The 17,205-nt window shown below is 69.9% G+C and carries 16 protein-coding genes; 6 read left to right on the forward strand and 10 right to left on the reverse strand.

The genetic code is table 11. The features are described from left to right. Positions 1-38: 38 nt before the first annotated feature. Positions 39-1,766 (reverse strand): proteasome ATPase, encoded by a 1,728-nt coding sequence (gene arc / locus HNP44_RS07055; RefSeq protein ID WP_259143531.1) that lies wholly within the window; start codon positions 1,764-1,766, stop codon positions 39-41. A gap of 33 nt (positions 1,767-1,799) precedes the next feature. Continuing rightward, entirely contained in the window at positions 1,800-2,627 is an 828-nt protein-coding gene (locus tag HNP44_RS07060; RefSeq protein ID WP_259143527.1) for a tRNA (adenine-N1)-methyltransferase, read from the reverse strand. A gap of 64 nt (positions 2,628-2,691) precedes the next feature. Here HNP44_RS07060 and HNP44_RS07065 point away from each other — a divergent pair, with 64 nt between their 5' ends. Next, positions 2,692-3,522, forward strand: a complete 831-nt coding sequence (locus tag HNP44_RS07065; RefSeq protein WP_259143525.1) for a thioesterase family protein — start codon at positions 2,692-2,694, stop codon at positions 3,520-3,522. A 28-nt stretch (positions 3,523-3,550) separates the two neighbouring features. On the opposite strand, the gene hisG is transcribed toward HNP44_RS07065, so the two are convergent. After that, the gene (hisG, locus tag HNP44_RS07070) at positions 3,551-4,396 is read right to left on the reverse strand and encodes an ATP phosphoribosyltransferase (protein WP_224651288.1); all 846 of its coding nucleotides are present in this window, start codon (positions 4,394-4,396) and stop codon (positions 3,551-3,553) included. Between the two features lie 23 nt (positions 4,397-4,419). Then, positions 4,420-4,683, reverse strand: a complete 264-nt coding sequence (locus tag HNP44_RS07075) for a phosphoribosyl-ATP diphosphatase (protein ID WP_068535820.1) — start codon at positions 4,681-4,683, stop codon at positions 4,420-4,422. 36 nt (positions 4,684-4,719) lie between these two features. Between HNP44_RS07075 and HNP44_RS07080 the strand changes: the two genes are divergently transcribed. After that, a complete protein-coding gene (locus tag HNP44_RS07080) occupies positions 4,720-6,618 on the forward strand; it encodes an alpha/beta hydrolase (RefSeq protein WP_259172111.1) in 1,899 nt (632 codons plus the stop codon). A 116-nt stretch (positions 6,619-6,734) separates the two neighbouring features. Next, positions 6,735-7,133 carry a hypothetical protein gene (locus tag HNP44_RS07085; protein WP_259143523.1) on the forward strand — a complete coding sequence of 133 codons (399 nt, stop codon included), beginning with the start codon at positions 6,735-6,737 and terminating at the stop codon, positions 7,131-7,133. Here the strand turns inward: HNP44_RS07085 and HNP44_RS07090 are convergent. Then, entirely contained in the window at positions 7,120-7,782 is a 663-nt protein-coding gene (locus HNP44_RS07090; RefSeq protein ID WP_259143522.1) for an HAD family hydrolase, read from the reverse strand. The genes HNP44_RS07085 and HNP44_RS07090 overlap by 14 nt on opposite strands. A gap of 84 nt (positions 7,783-7,866) precedes the next feature. Here HNP44_RS07090 and HNP44_RS07095 point away from each other — a divergent pair, with 84 nt between their 5' ends. Continuing rightward, the gene (locus HNP44_RS07095; protein WP_259143521.1) at positions 7,867-9,579 is read left to right on the forward strand and encodes a bifunctional metallophosphatase/5'-nucleotidase; all 1,713 of its coding nucleotides are present in this window, start codon (positions 7,867-7,869) and stop codon (positions 9,577-9,579) included. Here HNP44_RS07095 and HNP44_RS07100 read toward each other — a convergent pair. Then, positions 9,566-10,441, reverse strand: a complete 876-nt coding sequence (locus tag HNP44_RS07100; protein ID WP_259143518.1) for a DUF2268 domain-containing protein — start codon at positions 10,439-10,441, stop codon at positions 9,566-9,568. The two genes, HNP44_RS07095 and HNP44_RS07100, sit on opposite strands and share 14 nt — an antisense overlap. On the opposite strand from HNP44_RS07100, the gene HNP44_RS07105 reads away from it, so the two are divergent. Then, positions 10,440-10,808 carry a Uma2 family endonuclease gene (locus HNP44_RS07105; RefSeq protein WP_374758752.1) on the forward strand — a complete coding sequence of 123 codons (369 nt, stop codon included), beginning with the start codon at positions 10,440-10,442 and terminating at the stop codon, positions 10,806-10,808. The two genes, HNP44_RS07100 and HNP44_RS07105, sit on opposite strands and share 2 nt — an antisense overlap. Positions 10,809-10,828: 20 nt before the next feature. On the opposite strand, the gene HNP44_RS07110 is transcribed toward HNP44_RS07105, so the two are convergent. Together HNP44_RS07110 and metH are read right to left on the reverse strand one after the other, a co-directional pair. Continuing rightward, positions 10,829-11,005, reverse strand: coding sequence for a hypothetical protein (locus tag HNP44_RS07110; RefSeq protein WP_259143516.1), 177 nt, complete (start codon positions 11,003-11,005; stop codon positions 10,829-10,831). Positions 11,006-11,011: 6 nt separating this feature from the next. Next, positions 11,012-14,617, reverse strand: coding sequence for a methionine synthase (gene metH, locus HNP44_RS07115; RefSeq protein WP_259143514.1), 3,606 nt, complete (start codon positions 14,615-14,617; stop codon positions 11,012-11,014). A 53-nt stretch (positions 14,618-14,670) separates the two neighbouring features. On the opposite strand from metH, the gene HNP44_RS07120 reads away from it, so the two are divergent. Then, a complete protein-coding gene (locus tag HNP44_RS07120) occupies positions 14,671-15,534 on the forward strand; it encodes a PAC2 family protein (protein WP_255604208.1) in 864 nt (287 codons plus the stop codon). A gap of 19 nt (positions 15,535-15,553) precedes the next feature. Here HNP44_RS07120 and HNP44_RS07125 read toward each other — a convergent pair whose 3' ends face one another. Next, positions 15,554-15,865: a hypothetical protein gene (locus HNP44_RS07125; protein ID WP_259143513.1), complete on the reverse strand. Its 312-nt coding sequence runs from the start codon at positions 15,863-15,865 to the stop codon at positions 15,554-15,556. A gap of 25 nt (positions 15,866-15,890) precedes the next feature. After that, positions 15,891-17,135, reverse strand: a complete 1,245-nt coding sequence (mshC, locus tag HNP44_RS07130; RefSeq protein ID WP_259143512.1) for a cysteine--1-D-myo-inosityl 2-amino-2-deoxy-alpha-D-glucopyranoside ligase — start codon at positions 17,133-17,135, stop codon at positions 15,891-15,893. Positions 17,136-17,205 lie beyond the last annotated feature (70 nt).

Genomic DNA, 17,205 nt, shown 5'->3' on the forward strand with positions numbered 1-17,205 from the left:
CTGGGCTTATGCCGCGCTTGTTGTGCGACTGCAGCGCCCTACAGGTACTGGCCGGTGTTGTTCTCCGTGTCGATAGCCCGGGAGGCGCTCGAGTTCTTGCCGGTCACCAGCGTGCGGATGTACACGATCCGCTCGCCCTTCTTGCCCGAGATCCGCGCCCAGTCGTCGGGGTTGGTCGTGTTGGGCAGGTCCTCGTTCTCGGCGAACTCGTCGACGATGGACTCCAACAGATGCGTGATCCGCAAGCCGGGCTGTCCCGTCTCGAGGAAGCTCTTGATAGCGTGCTTCTTCGCCCGGTCCACGACGTTCTGGATCATCGCGCCGGAGTTGAAGTCCTTGAAGTACATGACCTCCTTGTCGCCGTTGGCGTAGGTCACCTCCAGGAACCGGTTGTCGTCGGTCTCCGCGTACATCCGCTCGACGACGCGCTCGATCATCGCCTTCACGCAGGCCTCGCGGTCACCGTCGAACTCGGCCAGATCGTCCTCGTGGATCGGGAGCTCGGGCGTGAGGTACTTCGAGAAGATGTCGATCGCGCCCTCGGCGTCGGGCCTCTCGATCTTGATCTTCACGTCGAGTCGACCGGGGCGGAGGATCGCCGGATCGATCATGTCCTCGCGGTTGGAGGCGCCGATCACGATGACGTTCTCAAGCCCTTCGACACCGTCGATCTCCGAGAGCAGCTGCGGCACGACGGTGGTCTCGACGTCCGAGCTGACGCCCGAGCCACGGGTGCGGAAGATCGAGTCCATCTCGTCGAAGAAGACGATGACGGGCGTGCCCTCGGACGCCTTCTCGCGGGCCCGCTGGAAGATCAGGCGGATGTGCCGCTCGGTCTCGCCGACGAACTTGTTCAGCAGCTCGGGGCCCTTGATGTTGAGGAAGTAGGACTTGACCTCGCGCGAGTCGTCGCCGCGAACCTCGGCGATCTTCTTCGCGAGCGAGTTCGCCACGGCCTTCGCGATGAGCGTCTTGCCGTTGCCGGGCGGGCCGTAGAGCAGCACGCCCTTGGGCGGACGCAGCGAGTAGTCCTTGAACAGGTCCTTGTGCAGGAAGGGCAGCTCGACGGCGTCGCGGATCAGCTCGATCTGCCGGCCCAGGCCGCCGATGTCCGAGTAGTCGACGTCCGGCACCTCCTCCAGGACCAGATCCTCGACCTCGGCCTTGGGGATGCGCTCGAAGGCGTAGCCGGCCTTGGTGTCGACCAGCAGCGAGTCTCCGATGCGCAGCTTGCGGTTCGGCAGCCCGAACTCGTCGAGACCGGGATCCTCGGAGGCCTGCAGGGCCAGCGGCGCGGCCAGGCGCACCACGCGCTCCTCGTCGGCATGCCCGACGACCAGGGCGCGGGTCCCGTCATCCAGGATCTCGCGGAGCGTGGAGATCTCGCCCACCGTCTCGTACTCCCCCGCCTCGACCACGGTCAGCGCCTCGTTGAGGCGCACCGTCTGGCCCGTGCGGAAGCTGACGACGTCCAGGTTCGGGGAGCACGTGAGCCGCATCTTGCGCCCGGACGTGAAGACGTCCACCGTGTCGTCCTCGTAGGTGCCCAGGAGCACGCCGTAGCCCGACGGGGGCTGCCCCAGCCGCTCGACCTCCTCGCGGAGCGTGAGCAGCTGATTGCGGGCATCGCGCAGCGTCTCGAGCAGCTTCGCGTTGCGGGTGGTGAGCGCGTCGACGCGCTCGCGCAGCACGGCCGCGGACGTGGCCTGCGGGGCGGACGAGTCCGCCGACGCGGCCGAGGGACGGGTCGGATCCGGTTCCGTCACGAGTGAACTCCCTTTCCGTGGGGACTTCTCACGCTACCCCTTGTTGGACCGCCGCTGCGGACGCGGCGCAACCGTGCCGCCGGCCAGGCGCCGGCACGTGATGAGGAACGCGGTGTGGCCCTGCATCCGGTGCGAGGGCCGCACCGCGAGGCCGACGACGTGCCACTCGCGCACCAGCGCCTCCCAGGACCGCGGCTCCGTCCAGATGGCCTGCTCGCGCATCGCCTCGACCACCTTCGACAACTGCGTGGTGGTAGCGACGTAGACGGTGAGCACGCCGCCCGGCACCAGAGCCTTGCCGACAGCGTCGAGGACGTCCCACGGGGCGAGCATGTCGAGGACCACGCGGTCGACCTGGGGGCCGTCGTACGCGGCGAGGTCACCGAGCTGCAGGTTCCAGTTCTCGGGGCGCCCGCCGAAGAACTCCTCGACGTTCTTCGCCGCGTACTCGGCGTGGTCCTCGCGGACCTCCCAGCTGGTCACCGAGCCCTCGGGGCCGACGGCGCGCAGGAGCGAGCAGGTCAGGGCGCCGGAACCGGCTCCGGCCTCGAGCACCCGCGCGCCGGGGAAGATGTCGCCCTCGGCCACGATCTGCGCGGCGTCCTTGGGGTAGATCACCTGCGCGCCGCGAGGCATCGACAGCACGTAATCCGTGAGCAGAGGCCGCAGCGCGAGGTACGGGGTGCCGTTGACGGCCTTGACCACGCTGCCCTCGGGGGCGCCGATGAGCTCGTCGTGCCGGATGCCGCCCTTGTGCGTGTGGAACTCCTTGCCCGCCTCCAGATGGACGGTGAACTTCCGGCCCTTCGCGTCCGTCAGCTGTACTCGGTCGCCCACCACGAAGGGTCCACTGTTCGCCATGGTGCGATATCTTCCCAGCCACCCCGGTCGCGGAGCGAATCCGACCTATCGGTAGGACTGGTGCATGGCCGATAGCGCGTTCTTCCACTCCGCCGGGACCGTCGACGCCGACGGGTTCGAGTACGAGGTCTTCGACCCGACGCCGTCCACCGCCAGCGTGTGGGCGGACACCATGCAGCACGGCGCGCCGCCCGCGGCGATCATGGTGCGCGCCATGGAGAAGCTGGTCGGCGACGGCGGGCGGGTCTCCCGCGTGACGATCGACCTCCTCGGCGTCGTGCCGATCACACGCACCCGCGTGCGGGCCTGGGTCGCGCGGCCCGGCCGCACGATCTCGCTCATCGCGGCGGAGATGGACTGCGTCGACGGTGCCGGGGAGTACCGCACCGTCGCCAGGGCGCAGGCCTGGGCGCTCGCCGCGTCGGACACCACCGCCATCGCGCGGGACCTCTCCCCCGCCCTTCCGCCGGCGGGCGCCTCGCAAGGACTCATGCCCGACTTCTTCCGGCACCTGAAGGACCAGGGCTTCTTGGCCGCGTGCGACTGGAGGTTCGTCGACGGCCCGGACGGGCCGGACGGCGTCAAGCAGTGCTGGATCCGGGCGAAGATGCCGCTCGTCGCCGGTGAGGAGCCCTCGCCACTGGTGCAGGTCTTCTCGGTGGTCGACGCCGCGAACGGCATCTCCGCCTACCTCGACCCCACCGCCGTGACCTGGATGAACATGGACATGACAGTGCATTTCCACCGGTCGCCGCAGCCCGTCGACGGCTGGGTCGGCCTGCTCGGCGACCAGCTGGTCGGGGGCGAGGGCATCGGCACGACCGTTTCGCGCCTCTACGACGGTGCTGGGGCCTTCGCCGTCGGCGCGCAGACGCTCCTCGTCGCCGCCCGCTGAGGGCAGCGCAGAGACGCGGCGGCCGCTGTCAGAACCGGCAGCTGCGGATGTCCGTCATGAGGATCGCCTTGGCGCCTAGCTCGGCGAGGTCGTCCATCACGTCGTTGGCCTCCTTGCGAAGCACCATGGCGCGCACCGCGACCCAGTTGTCGTCGGCCATGGGGGCCACCGTCGGCGACTCCAGGCCGGGGGTGACGGCGATGGCACCGTCGAGCAGGGTGCGCGGGCAGTCGTAATCGAGCATCACGTACTGGCGGCCGAAGACGACGCCCTTGAGCCGCGCGGTGAGCTGGTCGCGGGCGCGGTCCGAGTCGAGGCCGACGCGTTCGATCAGCACACCCTCGGAATCGCAGAGGGAGTCACCGAAGGCGACCAGGTTGTTCTGCCGCAGGGAACGGCCGGACTCCACGACGTCGGCGATGAGGTCGGCCACGCCGAGCTGGATGGAGATCTCGACGGCACCGTCGAGGCGGATCACCTCGGCGTCGAGGCCCCGGTTCGCGAGGTCCCGGCGCACCAGGTTGGGGTATGACGTGGCGACCCGCTTGCCGCCCAGATCGGCGACGGTCCACTCCTGGCCGGCCGGGCCGGCGTAGCGGAAGGTGGAGCGGCCGAAGCCCAGCGCGAGGCGCTCGGTGAACTCGGCGCCCGAGTCCAGCGCGAGATCGCGGCCGGTGATGCCCATGTCCAGCTCACCCGAGCCGACGTACAGGGCGATGTCCTTGGGGCGGAGGAAGAAAAACTCCACCTCGTTGGCGTTGTCGAGGACCGTGAGGTCCTTCGCGTCGGAGCGGCGGCGGTAGCCCGCCTCGCTGAGGATGGCAGCGGCGGCCTCGGAGAGCGCGCCCTTGTTCGGTACGGCGACCCGCAACATGTGAGTGGTTCCTTCGGGGAAAGTCAGAGGTAGGAGTAGACGTCGTCGAGCGTCAGGCCGCGCTTGACGAGCAGCACCTGCAGCCAGTACAGCAGCTGCGAGGCCTCCTCGGCGAGGTCCTCGTCGCTCTGATGCTCGGCGGCGATCCACACCTCGCCCGCCTCCTCGAGCACCTTCTTGCCCAGGAAATGGATACCGCGGTCCAGCGCCTCGACGGTCCCGCTCCCGGCGGGCCGCTCCTCGGCCTTGGCGGCCAACTCCGCGAACAGCGTCTCCATGGTCTTCACGGAGGTCATTGTCCCACGCGAACTAGAGTGGTCCGTGTGGAGGGCAGTGTGACCGAGGCGACGGCACCGTCGGCCCCGGATGCGGACGGGCCCGGCACCCCGCCCGCGAAGGGCGCAACCCAGTACCGGTACACCCGCGCCCTGATCCGGGCGCGGCTGCGGTTCGTGCGCGCTGCGCGGGACCCCGACCGTTTCCTGCGCGAGAACTACGACGAGTTCGCGGCCCGGCATCCTCTGTTCGCGTGGGCGTGGAGCCTGTTGCACCTCGACTTCGCGGGGCTGTTCGTCGGCGGCCTGTTCCTGATGAGCAGCCTGACGGTGTCGCTGCTCCCCCGGTCGTGGTTCTTCCAGGGCATCGTCTCGGGGATCAACGCGGTGATCGGCTACGCGATCGGCGTGTTCCTCAAGTGGGTGATCGTCGATCTGCTGGTGCGGGCGCACCCGATCCGTGACAATCCGCGGCGGGCCCGCTTCGTGCCGGTATGGCGGGCGCTCATCGTGCTCGGCGTCCTCCTCGGCGGGCTCGCCATGATGGTGGCCGCGAAGCGCTGGCAGGACGACGTCCGGGCGCTCATGGGCATGCCGCCTGGCTCGAACGTCTGGTACGTGCTGACACCCATCGTCGCCTTCCTGGTGTCCACGGTGCTGATCTCCATGTTCCGGGTGCTCCGCGACCTCGGCTTGTTCCTGGCTCGCCGGGCCAATCGGTACCTGCGCGTGCCGCAGCCGGCAGCGAAGGTGCTCGGCTTCGCGCTAGTCGTTGTCCTCGTGGTCTTCACGGTCAACGACGTGGGCTTCCGTGCCTTCACCGCGACCGCGAACACCCTCGCCTCGTCGACCAACGACCAGCAACTGGCCGAGTTCCCGCAGCCGCCGGAGGCGTGGCGGTCAGGGTCCGAGGGCTCCGCCGCGCAGTGGTCGGGGCTGGGGAACGAGGGCCGCAAGTTCGTCTCCGGCGGGCTCCGGGCCGCGGAGATCGCCCGGTTCACCACGCGCCCCGTCACCGAGCCCGTGCGGGTCTACGTGGGGCTGGAGAACGCCGGCACGCCCGAGGACCGGATCGCGCTGGTGCACCGCGAGCTCGCCCGCACTGGCGCACTCGATCGCCGCCACGTCGTGGTGGTGCCGACCACCGGATCCGGGTGGGTGAACCCGACCGCCGCCCGCGCCGTCGAGCTCATGTACGACGGGGACGTCGCCCTGGTCGCGATGCAGTACTCGTACCTGCCCAGCTGGATCTCGTTCCTCACCGACGGTGAGGCCTCGCTGCGGTCCGGGAAGCGGCTCATCGACGCAGTCGTCGCCGACGTGCGCGCCCGGCCCGCCCCGGCGCGTCCGAAACTGCTCGTCATGGGCGAGAGCCTGGGCTCCCGGGCCGGCGAGGGCGCCTTCGCCGGGCTGTCTGATATTCGCGACAAGGTCGACGGTGTCGTCTGGCTCGGTCCTCCGCGCGCGAATCCGATCCACTCGGCGATCACGGACCGCCGCGACCTCGGTACGCCCGAGGTACTGCCCACGTACACCGACGGGCTGATCGTCCGCTTCACCGACGGTCAGCGGCCGCTGACCGGCGACGGCGGCAGCGGCGGGGTTGAGTGGCTCGCGCCGCACATCGTCTACGTCCAGCACCCGTCGGACCCGGTGGTGTGGTGGTCGCCGGAATTGATCCTGCGCCAACCGGACTGGCTCCGCGAGCCGCCCGGCCGCGACCGCAGCCCCGCGATGGCTTGGTATCCGTTCGTCACGTTCTGGCAGGTCTCCGCGGACCTGGCCAACGCCGCCGGGGTGCCCGACGGGCACGGACACAACTACGGGACCGCGATGGTCGACGCTTTCGCCGCCGTGCTTCCGCCCGCCGGCTGGACGTCCGCGGACACGGAGCGGGTGCGGATGGCCGTCATGGCCAGTGCCGCCATCGACGGCGCGGAGAAGTAGTCGCGCCGACGCTTCCCGCCCGCCGGCGCAGCGGATCGCCGCGGGAACCGTGATGCCCAACACCTTCGGGGCCTCTGAGCGAGCGCGCGGCCGCCGTCGCCGCTAGCTTCCTGGAAATGAACCCACGTTGGTCAGCGGTGTGCGCCCTCCTCCTGCTTCCGGCCGCGGGATGCGCGGCACAGAACGACGACACGGAATCGAGTGCGGTGAGCTTCTCCGCCGTTGCGGGTACCGCTTCCGCCTCCGTGTCCGCGCCCGCCGGCACCGTCGAACTGGCGGCCTCGGGCACGGTCTGCGGCTCCGTCGCGACCGGGCAGGACGACGCGCAGGTCGTGATCCGCACCGGATCGGCGAACTGCGTCCGAGTCCTGCGGGCGGCGCGCGCCTACGCCGCCGCCGCGGCCCACGCGGACGGTCAGCCCGTCACCGTCGAGACGGGCGGGTGGCGTTGCTCCCCGACGGCGGAGACGCCGGCCGTCTGTCGCGCCGGCGACGCTTCGTTCAGCGTCGGCTGAGCGGCGCGAAGTCGGCGAGACCGGCGCCCGACAGCGTGCCGAGGTGGCGGGCACCGTCAAGCACCGGCTCGGGCCCCACCGTCAGGACGGTGCACCCCGCAGCGAGGGCGGACCGCGAACCGGTCGGCGAGTCCTCGACGGCGACGCAGTCCGCCGGACGGAAGCCTGCGAGCTCTGCGCCGCGCAGGTAGGGATCCGGGGCCGGCTTGGGGCTGGGCACCTCGTCGCCGCACACCGTGGCGACGAACCGGTCGCGGCCGAGGGTACCGAGCGCGTGCTCGGTCACCTCGCGGATCGTGTTCGTGACCAGCACCAGCGGGACGTCCGCGGCGGCCAGCAGATCAAGCGTCTCCCGGGCTCCGGGCTGCCACGGGATGCCGCCGTCGAACAGCTCGACCACCCGGTTCGACACCCACCGCTCCGCGCCGGCGTAGTCCCGATCGGCCTCCGGGACCTGCGCGAAGTCGAAGAGCTTGCGCAGCGCGTCAGCGGTGGCGTTGCCCAGCGTCGACTCCCGCGCCTCCGGCGTGATCTCCATCCCCAGGTCCCGTGTGAACTCGGCGACGGCGATGTCCCAGAGCTTCTCGGAGTCGAGGAGGGTGCCGTCCATATCGAACAGGACCGCGGCGGGCAGCGACGGAGTGGTCATGCCGCCCACCCTAGGTCGGTGCGCGCACGGGGTGTTAATTCATTCGTCACCCGAACGATGACTGTCTGTGTTCGAATTCCTGACATGCGCAATCGCAGGCTGCACACCGCCCTGGCCCTGACCGCGACCGCCGCGCTCCTCGCGAGCTGTGGAAGCTCCGGGAACGATGCGGCACCGTCGTCCTCGGGCGCAGCGTCGTCGACCGCGAAGGCGAGCTTCACCGTGCCCGGCGTCGACGATCTGCCGGCAGCGAGCCCGGACCAGGTGCACCTCCTGGCGTTCAACGACTTCCACGGCAACCTCCAGCCGCCCACGGGCTCCACCGGGAAGATCGGCGGCAAGGAGGCCGGCGGCGCCGCGTACTTCGCCACCGCCCTGCAGCGGCTCAAGGAGCAGTACCCGAACACCCTCACCGTCGCGGCGGGCGACCTGGTGAGCGCCAGCCCGCTGGTCTCCGCGCTGTTCCGCGACGAGCCGACGATCAAGTTCCTCAACTCCGTGGGGCTGCAGGCGAGCTCGGTGGGCAACCACGAGTTCGACCACGGCACCATCGAACTGGAGCGGCTGCAGAAGGGCGGCTGCGCGCCCCAGGCCTGCGAGCCCGGCGAGCCCTTCACCGGCGCGGCGTACCAGTACCTCGCCGCGAACGTCACCAACGAGCAGGGACAGCTGCCACCCGGCACCGTCCCGTGGAAGATGTTCGAGGTCGGTGGGAAGAAGATCGCCGTGATCGGCACCGTCACCCCGGAGACCGCGACCATCGTCGCCCCGGAGGGCGTGCGCGGCTACAGCTTCGGCGACGAGGCCGACGCGATCAACAGGTACGTGCCCGAAATCAAGTCTGCTGGCGCGCAGGCCATCGTCGCGACCATGCACGACGGCGGCGCGCAGAAGGGCTCGGGCGAGGCCGATCCGAACGCCTGCAAGGACGTCTCCGCGCCTGTGCCCGACCTGGCTAAGCGGATCGACCCGGCGGTGACCTCCCTGGTCACGGCACACTCGCACCAGGCCTACAACTGCTCCATCGACGGCCGCACCGTCACCCAGGCGGCGTCGTACGGCCGCCTCATCACCGACATCACGCTCGACTTCAGCGGCCCCGCGGCCAAGGCGACGGCCGTCAACCGGGTCGTGAGCCGGGACCTCCCCGCCGACGCCGCGACGCAGCGCCTCGTCGAGTTCTACGAGAAGGAGGCCAAACCGCGCGCCGACCGGGTGATCGGCAAGATCCCCACCGAGCTCAAGCGGGAGGCCTTCCCCGGCGGCGACTCGCCGCTCGGCGATGTGATCGCGGACGCGATGCTCTTCACCACCCGCCCGCCGAACGAGGCGGCCGGGCAGATCGCGCTCATGAACCCGGGCGGCGTCCGCGCCGATCTCAAGGGCGGCGACGTGACCTACGGTGCGGCGTACACGGTGCAGCCCTTCGGCAATCAGGTGGTCACCGTCTCGCTCACCGGCCAGCAGATCATCGACCTGCTCGAGCAGCAGTGGCAGAACCCCGCGAAGACCACGATCCTGGCACCGTCGGGCATCACCTACAGCTACGACCCGAACGGCGCGCCGAACCGGAAGGTGGTGCGCGAGAGCGTCAAGGTCGGCGACCAGCCGCTGAACCCCGTCGCGAAGTACCGGGTGACCACGAACAACTTCCTCGCCGCGGGCGGTGACGGCTTCAGCGTGTTCACCCAGTCGACCGAGCTCGCCGTCGGCGGCATCGACCTCGACGCGCTGGAGAAGTACCTGCAGGCCACCCCGGACCTGCAGGTGCCCACCAGCCGGGTCACCAAGCTGTAGCGATGATCTCGCGCGCGTCGGCGTGCACGGCCTCGCTGGCGGTGCGGCCCGTCGCCGCCAGGTAGGCGTCGACGAGGCGGTTGCCCACCGCGTAGCCCGCGCCCGTCGGAACACCGATCGGGGGCGCACCGAACCGGCCTGCGATCGCGTCGCCGAGCACCCACGAGGCGAAGTTCTGCATGCCGGTGACGCCGAGGTTGTCTACGACGGTGGCGTAGAGCGCGTCGTCGTGGCGATGTGGGACGCCGATGCGCGCTGGGCCCAGCTCCTCGCCGTACAGCTCGCGGGCCAGGGCGTCCGCCAGCCCCTCGGAGACGATCTGCTCCCCGACGGTGACCGTCGCCGGGTCCCAGACGACACCGCCGGGCGCGTAGCGCACGTTGTGGTCGAACTCGTGGACCGCCATGGCCTCCAGCCGGTCCAGGTTCTCGGGCGACGGCCAGACGTTGAGGTACAGGTAGCCGGTGACGCTGCCGTTCGCGGTGAGGCCGAGCGCCTCGTCGAGGTAGATGCGGTCCGACGGGTCACCGACGACCAACAGGACCGTGACCTCGGGCAGGTCGACGCGGCGGAGGGCGTCCGCGAGCCGTTCAGCCGCCTTCCGCAGCGCTCGCTCGATCCGGCCCCACGCGTCCGCGGCACGGAGCCGCTCGATCGCGGCGAGGCAGGCGTCGGTGTCGCGGTCGAGCGGGAACCCGGAAGAGGCGACGTGCATCGCGACCAGGTCGACGGGACCCGGGAAGTACCGGTACATGCCCGCGACCGGCCGCCACATCTCCTCCAGCAGCGCCGCGCGCTCCCCCTCGGGCGCACACAGGATCTCGCGCATCGCGGTGTACGTGTCCAGGACGGTGATCTTCATGTCCGCGACGCTAGGACCTCCCGTGACAGGAGAGTCAAGCCCTTCCGCGTGTCGGTCGTTCGCAGTAGCCTCGGGCCATGACCGCCCCATCCGATCCCGCGTTGCTCACGCTGGAGGACTCACCGCGGCCGACGTACTCCTTGCCGTCGAGATCCTGTCGCCCGGGTCCGGGCGCACCGACCGCGTGATCAAACGCGCCGAGTACGCCGTCGCCGGGATCCGGCACTACTGGATCGGCGACCTCGACGGCCCATCCGCCGAGGTGCTCACGTTGGTGGACGGCGCGTACGAGGGCCCGACCGTGGCCGACCGCGTCGCTGTCGACGGACGCCTCCCCCTCGTCGTCGATCTGTCCGCGCTGCGCTGACGCAGACCTCGGCCTGGCCGTCAGGTGTCGTCCAGGCCGAGATCTGTGGACACCTTCTTCACGGCATCGAGAGCATCCGCGAGCGATACCGCCCAGGACGCCGCGATCTGCAGGCCCGCGGCGTCGTCGAGTCGCCAGAACCAGGCGCCCTCGTCGCCGGGCTCGCCGGCCTGCAGGTGCAGGCGGTAGTCGTCCATTGCGGCCTACGTGTTGAAGTACTTGGCCTCGGGGTGGGTGAGGACGAAGGCGTCGGTGGACTGCTCCGGGTGCAGTTGCAGTTCCTCGGACAGCTCGACGCCGATGCGCTCGGGCTGGAGCAGGTCGACCATCTTCGCGCGGTCCTCGAGGTCCGGGCAGGCCCCGTAGCCGAAGCTGTAGCGCGCGCCGAGGTACTTGAGGTCGAAGAAGTCGGTGACCGCTGACGGATCCGTGTCCGCGACCTTCCGGCCGCCGGGCAGGATCAGCTCCTGCCGCACCCGCTGGTGCCAGCGCTCCGCGAGCGCCTCGGTGAGCTGGACGCCGATGCCGTGCAGCTCCAGGTAGTCGCGGTAGCTGTTGGCCGCGAACAGCTCGTTCGCGGCGTCCGCAATCGGTTGTCCCATGGTGACCAGCTGGAAGGGCAGGACATCGACCTCGCCGCGGGCGATCGCGGTCTCGCGGTCGCGGATGAAGTCCGAGATCGCGAGGAACCGGCCCCGCTGCTGCCGCGGGAACTCGAACGAGTACCGCACGGGCGCATCCGGTTCCGGCGACTCCAGCACGTCGATGACGTTGCCGTGGCTCACCGCCGGGAAGTAGCCGTAGACCACGGCAGCGTGGTCGAGGATCTTCTCCGACTTGAGTTTGTCGAGCCAGTACCGCAGCCGCGGCCTGCCCTCGGTCTCCACCAGTTCCTCGTACGACGGGCCCTCCCCCTTGCGGGCACCGCGCAGGCCCCACTGCCCGAAGAACAGGGCGCGCTCGTCGAGCAGGGACGCGTACTCGCTGATCGCGATGCCCTTGACCACGCGGGTGCCCCAGAACGGCGGGGTGGCGACTTCGAAGTCCAGCGCCACGTCGGAGCGGTCGGGCACCACAACAGGCGCGGCCTCGGCCTTGCGCTTCTCAGCGATGCGGCGGCTGCGGGCGTGCCGTTCCTTGCGCTCGCGGGCCTTCTCCGCGGCCGCGAGGGCCTCGGGGCTATCCGGATCCGGGCCGATCCCGCGCTTGACCGCCATGATGTCGTCCATGAGGCGCAGGCCCTCGAAGGCGTCGCGGGCGTAGCTGACCTCGCCCGCGTAGACCTCGGCCAGGTCGTTCTCGACGTAGGCACGGGTGAGGGCGGCGCCGCCGAGCAACACGGGGTACTTCTCCCCCAGGCCGCGAGTATTGAGCTCCTCGAGGTTCTCCTTCATCACCACCGTTGACTTCACCAGCAAGCCGGACATGCCGATGACGTCGGCGTGCTTGTCCTCGGCCGCCTCCACGATGGCCGCGATAGGCTGCTTGATGCCGATGTTGACGACCTCGTAGCCGTTGTTGCTCAGGATGATGTCCACAAGGTTCTTGCCGATGTCGTGCACGTCGCCCTTGACGGTCGCCAGCACGATCCGGCCCTTGCCGGCGTCGTCCTCGGACTTCTCCATGTGCGGCTCGAGGTATGCGACAGCCAGCTTCATCACCTCAGCGGACTGCAGCACGAAGGGCAGCTGCATCTGACCGGAGCCGAACAGCTCGCCCACCGTCTTCATGCCGGAGAGCAGCGTGTCGTTGATGATCTTCAGCGGCGGCACCGTCGTCATGGCCTCATCGAGGTCGGCGTCCAGGCCCTCCCGCTCGCCGTCGACGATGCGGCGCTCCAGCCGCTCGAACAGCGGCAGCTTCGCGAGCTCCTGCGCGCGGGACTCGCGCGCCCCGGCCGCGGAGACGCCCTCGAACAGCTCCATGAGCTTCGACAGCGGGTTGTAGTCGGCGTCACCGCCCGACTGCAGGCCGTCGGTGCCGCGGCGGTCGTAGACCAGGTCCAGCGCCGTTTCGCGCTGGACGTCCTCGATCTTGCTCATCGGCAGGATCTTCGACGCGTGCAGGATGGCGGAGTCGAGCCCCGCCTCGGTCAGCTCGTGCAGGAACACGGAGTTCAGCACCTGCCGCGCGGCCGGGTTCAGGCCGAAGCTCACGTTCGACAGGCCGACAGTGAAATGCAGGCTCGGGTACTTCGCGTGCAGGATCTTGACCGCCTCGATAGTCTCGAGCGCGTCGCGCCGGACCTCCTCCTGGCCGGTCGAGATAGGGAACACCAGCGGATCGATGATGATGTCGTCGAGGCTCAGCCCCCAGTTGCCGGTGAGGTCCGCGATGAGCCGCTCGGCGATCCGCACCTTCCACTCCGCGGTGCGGGCCTGCCCCTCCTCGTCGATGGTCAGCGCCACGACCGCCGCGCCGTGCGCCTTGACCTGCTCCATGATCTTCACGAATCGCGACTGCGGGCCGTCGCCGTCCTCGTAGTTCACCGAGTTCACGGCGCACCGTCCGCCGAGGTGCTCCAGCCCGGCCTTGATGACCTCCGGCTCGGTCGAGTCGATCATCACCGGCAGCGTCGACGCCGTCGCCAGGCGCGCGGCCAGCGCCGCCATGTCCACCGCGCCGTCGCGGCCCACGTAATCGACGTTCAGGTCCAGCATGTGCGCGCCGTCGCGGATCTGGTCCTTGGCGATGTCGACGCACTTGTCGTGATCGCCCGCGAGCATCGCGTCGCGGAAGGCCTTGGAGCCGTTCGAGTTCGTGCGCTCGGCGATCATCAGGATCGACGCGTCCTGCGCGAACGGCACCGACGTGTACAGCGAGCTGATCGCACTCTCGGTGTCCGGGACGCGCTGCAGGCGCTCGGTGGCCCGCACCGCCTCGGCGACCTGCCGGATGTGCTCGGGGGTGGTGCCGCAGCAGCCGCCCACGAAGCTCAGCCCGAACTCGGACACGAAGCCCGACAGGGCGACCGCCAGTTCCTCCGGCGTGAGCGGGTACTCGGCGCCGTTCTTCCCCAGCACCGGCAGCCCGGCGTTCGGCATGACGGAGACGGGGATGGTCGAGTGCCGCGACAGGTGCCGCAGGTGCTCGCTCATCTCCGCCGGCCCGGTCGCGCAATTCAGACCGATCATGTCAATGCCCAGGGGCTCCAGCGCCGTCAGTGCAGCACCGATCTCCGAGCCGAGCAGCATCGTGCCGGTCGTCTCCACCGTGACGTGCACGATGACCGGGATGCGCCGGCCGAGCTCGTCCATCGCGTCCTGACAGCCCAGGACCGCGGCCTTCGACTGCAGGATGTCCTGGCAGGTCTCGATGAGGAAGGCGTCCGCGCCGCCGTCGAGCATGCCGCGCGCGGCCTCCGCGTAGGCGTCGCGGATCACCGCGAACGACGTGTGGCCCAGCGTCGGCAGCTTGGTCCCGGGCCCGATCGAGCCCAGGACGAACCGAGGCCTACCGTCCGCAGCGAACTCGTCGGCGACCTTCCGGGCGATCGCGACGCCCTTCTCCGACAGCTCCCGGATGCGATCGGCGATGTCGTAATCGCCCAGGTTGCTCAGGTTGCAGCCGAAGGTGTTCGTCTCCACCGCGTCCGCGCCGGCGGCGAAATAGGCGCGGTGGATCTCCTCCAGCACGTCCGGCCGGGTGTCGTTGAGGATCTCATTGCAGCCCTCCAACCCCAGGAAATCATCCAGGGTCAGCTCCGCTGCCTGCAGCATCGTGCCCATCGCACCGTCGCCTATCAGAACACGGCTCGACGCCGCCTCCAGGAAACTCGACTGCAGCGGCTGCTGATGCGTACGGGTCATACTCCCAGGGTAGTGGGTGCGGGCAAATCGAATCGTCACGACCGGCGCGTACTCTGATCGAAGTGACGTCCTTCCCTGAGCTCGACCGCCCGGTCCTCATCGCGGCGTTCGAGGGCTGGAACGATGCGGGTGACGCCGCGTCGGGAGCCGTCGAGCACCTCGAGCTGACCTGGGACGCGAAACTCATCACCGAGGTCGACTCGGACGACTTCTACGACTTCCAGGTCAACCGGCCGATCATCAAGCAGGTCGACGGCGTGACCCGCGCAGTCGAGTGGCCGTCGACGACGCTGTCTGTGTGCCGGCCGCCCAAAGCCGACCGCGACGTCGTGCTTCTCCGCGGCACGGAACCGAACTTCCGCTGGCGCGCGTTCTGCGACCAGTTGCTCGCGATCTTCACCGAGTTGCACATCGATAGCGTCGTGATCCTGGGTTCGCTGCTCGCGGACACGCCGCACACCCGCCCCGTCCCCGTGACCGGCGCCGGCTACGACGCCGACTCGGCGAAGCGCTTCGGCCTTGAGCAGAACCGGTACGAGGGACCCACCGGGATCACCGGCGTCCTGCAGGACGCGTGCGTGCGCTCCGGCTTCCCCGCGGTCTCGTTCTGGGCCGCGGTGCCGCACTACGTCTCCCAGCCCCCGAACCCGAAGGCCACCGTCGCCCTGCTACAGCGCGTGGAGCACGCGCTCGACCTCGCAGTGCCGCTTGGTGACCTGCCCACGCGCGCCGAGGCGTGGGAGGCGTCCGTGACGGAGATGACCGAGGATGACGAGGACATCGCCGACTACGTGCGCGGGCTCGAGGAGCGCGGGGACGCGGAGGCCAAGGACGTCGAGCAGCACATCGATGCCGACGCCATCGCGGAGGAGTTCGAGAAGTACCTGCGCCGCCGCGACCCGGGCACGGGACCGTAGTGGTGGGGAGCGGGTGGCGCTAGCCGATCCGCTCGATGGAGACGACCGGCGTGGTGATGCGCCAGGTACGCACGTCTGGATCGTCGGCGGCGCGGACCCAGAACTGCGCCGACTCGCCCACCCGGCAGCTCTTGATGCCCAGCAGCGGAATGTCCTCCGAGTCACGGCGCAGCGCGCTGATGCTCCATTGCTCCCCCTCGGCGTCGCCGCCGATACCCGGCGCGCGCATCAGGGTCATCTCCCCCAGATCGACCACATACGTGGACGTGCGGGTCTGTACGGTCCACACGCCCTCGGTCAGATCCGGGGCCAGCTCGCTGACGGTCCTCACAGGCGCAATATAGCGTGTCGCGCTGTCAGGCCGCCGCAGGTACGCCGAGCAGCGCGTCGACCGCGAGGGCGACGGCGGCCGGTGCGCCCGCATCCGGACCGCCGACGGTGACGGCCTTCTCTGCCCAGGTGTCGATCGCGGTGAGGGCGTGCGGGGTGTCGAGATCGTCCGCAAGGTAGCGCCGGACGCGTGCGATGAGCTCCGCGCCGTCCGGCGCGGACGACGCCTGGAAAGCCCGGCGCCACAGGTCCAGTCGCGCCAGCGCCCGCTGCAGTACCTCGTCGGACCACGGCCGGTCCTGCCGGTAGTGCCCCTCGAACAGGCCCAACCGGATCGCGGCCGGGTCGACGCCCGAGCGCCGCAGCTTCGAGACGAAGACGAGATTGCCACGACTCTTGGACATCTTCTCGCCGTCGAGGCCGATCATCGCTGCGTGCACGTAATGCCGCGCGAGGCGGCGCTCACCGGTCGCCGCCTCGACGTGTGCTGCCGAGTACTCGTGATGCGGGAAGATCAGGTCGCTGCCGCCGCCCTGGATGTCGAAAGTCGCGCCCAGGCGGTTCGCCGCGATCGCGGCGCACTCGATGTGCCACCCGGGGCGTCCGGGGCCCTGCGGCGAGGGCCACGACGGCTCGCCCGGGCGCTCGGCGCGCCACAGGATCGGGTCGATGCTGTCGCGCTTGCCCGGGCGGTCGGGGTCGCCGCCGCGTTCGGCGAAGAACGTCTCCATCGTCGCGCGGTCGTAGCCCGACTCGTAGCCGAACTGCTCCGTGGCGTCGGAGCGGTAGTAGACGTCGGGGAACTCCGAATCGTCGACGACGTACGCCGAGCCGTTGTCCAGGAGCTTCCCGACGTACTCGACGACCTCGTCGACCGACTCGACCGCCCCAATGTAATCGCGCGGCGGGATCACCCGCAGCGCCTCCATGTCCTCGCGGAACAGGTCGGTCTCCCGGGCACCCAGGTCGCGCCAGTCGATCCCGTCGCGCTCGGCCCGCTCGAACAGCGGGTCGTCGACGTCGGTCACGTTCTGCACGTAGTGCACCTCGTGGCCGTTGTCCCGCAGCACGCGGTTGACCAGGTCGAACGCGAGGTACGTGGCGGCGTGGCCGAGGTGCGTGGCGTCGTAGGGCGTGATGCCGCAGACGTACATGCCGGCCACCGCGCCGGGGTTGACGGGGCGCACGGCCGCGTCCGACGTGTCGTAGAGGCGCAGCGGGACCGACGGTCCGGGCACGGTGGGGACGGTGGGGGTCGGCCAGGAACGCATACCCCCCACCCTATGCGCACTCATCCGGGCGTGGATTCCGGGCCGGATCGGCGGGCGGAGGCTCGCTCGC

Source organism: Tsukamurella ocularis (genome assembly GCF_024807615.1).
Taxonomy (GTDB): Bacteria; Actinomycetota; Actinomycetes; order Mycobacteriales; family Mycobacteriaceae; genus Tsukamurella; species Tsukamurella ocularis.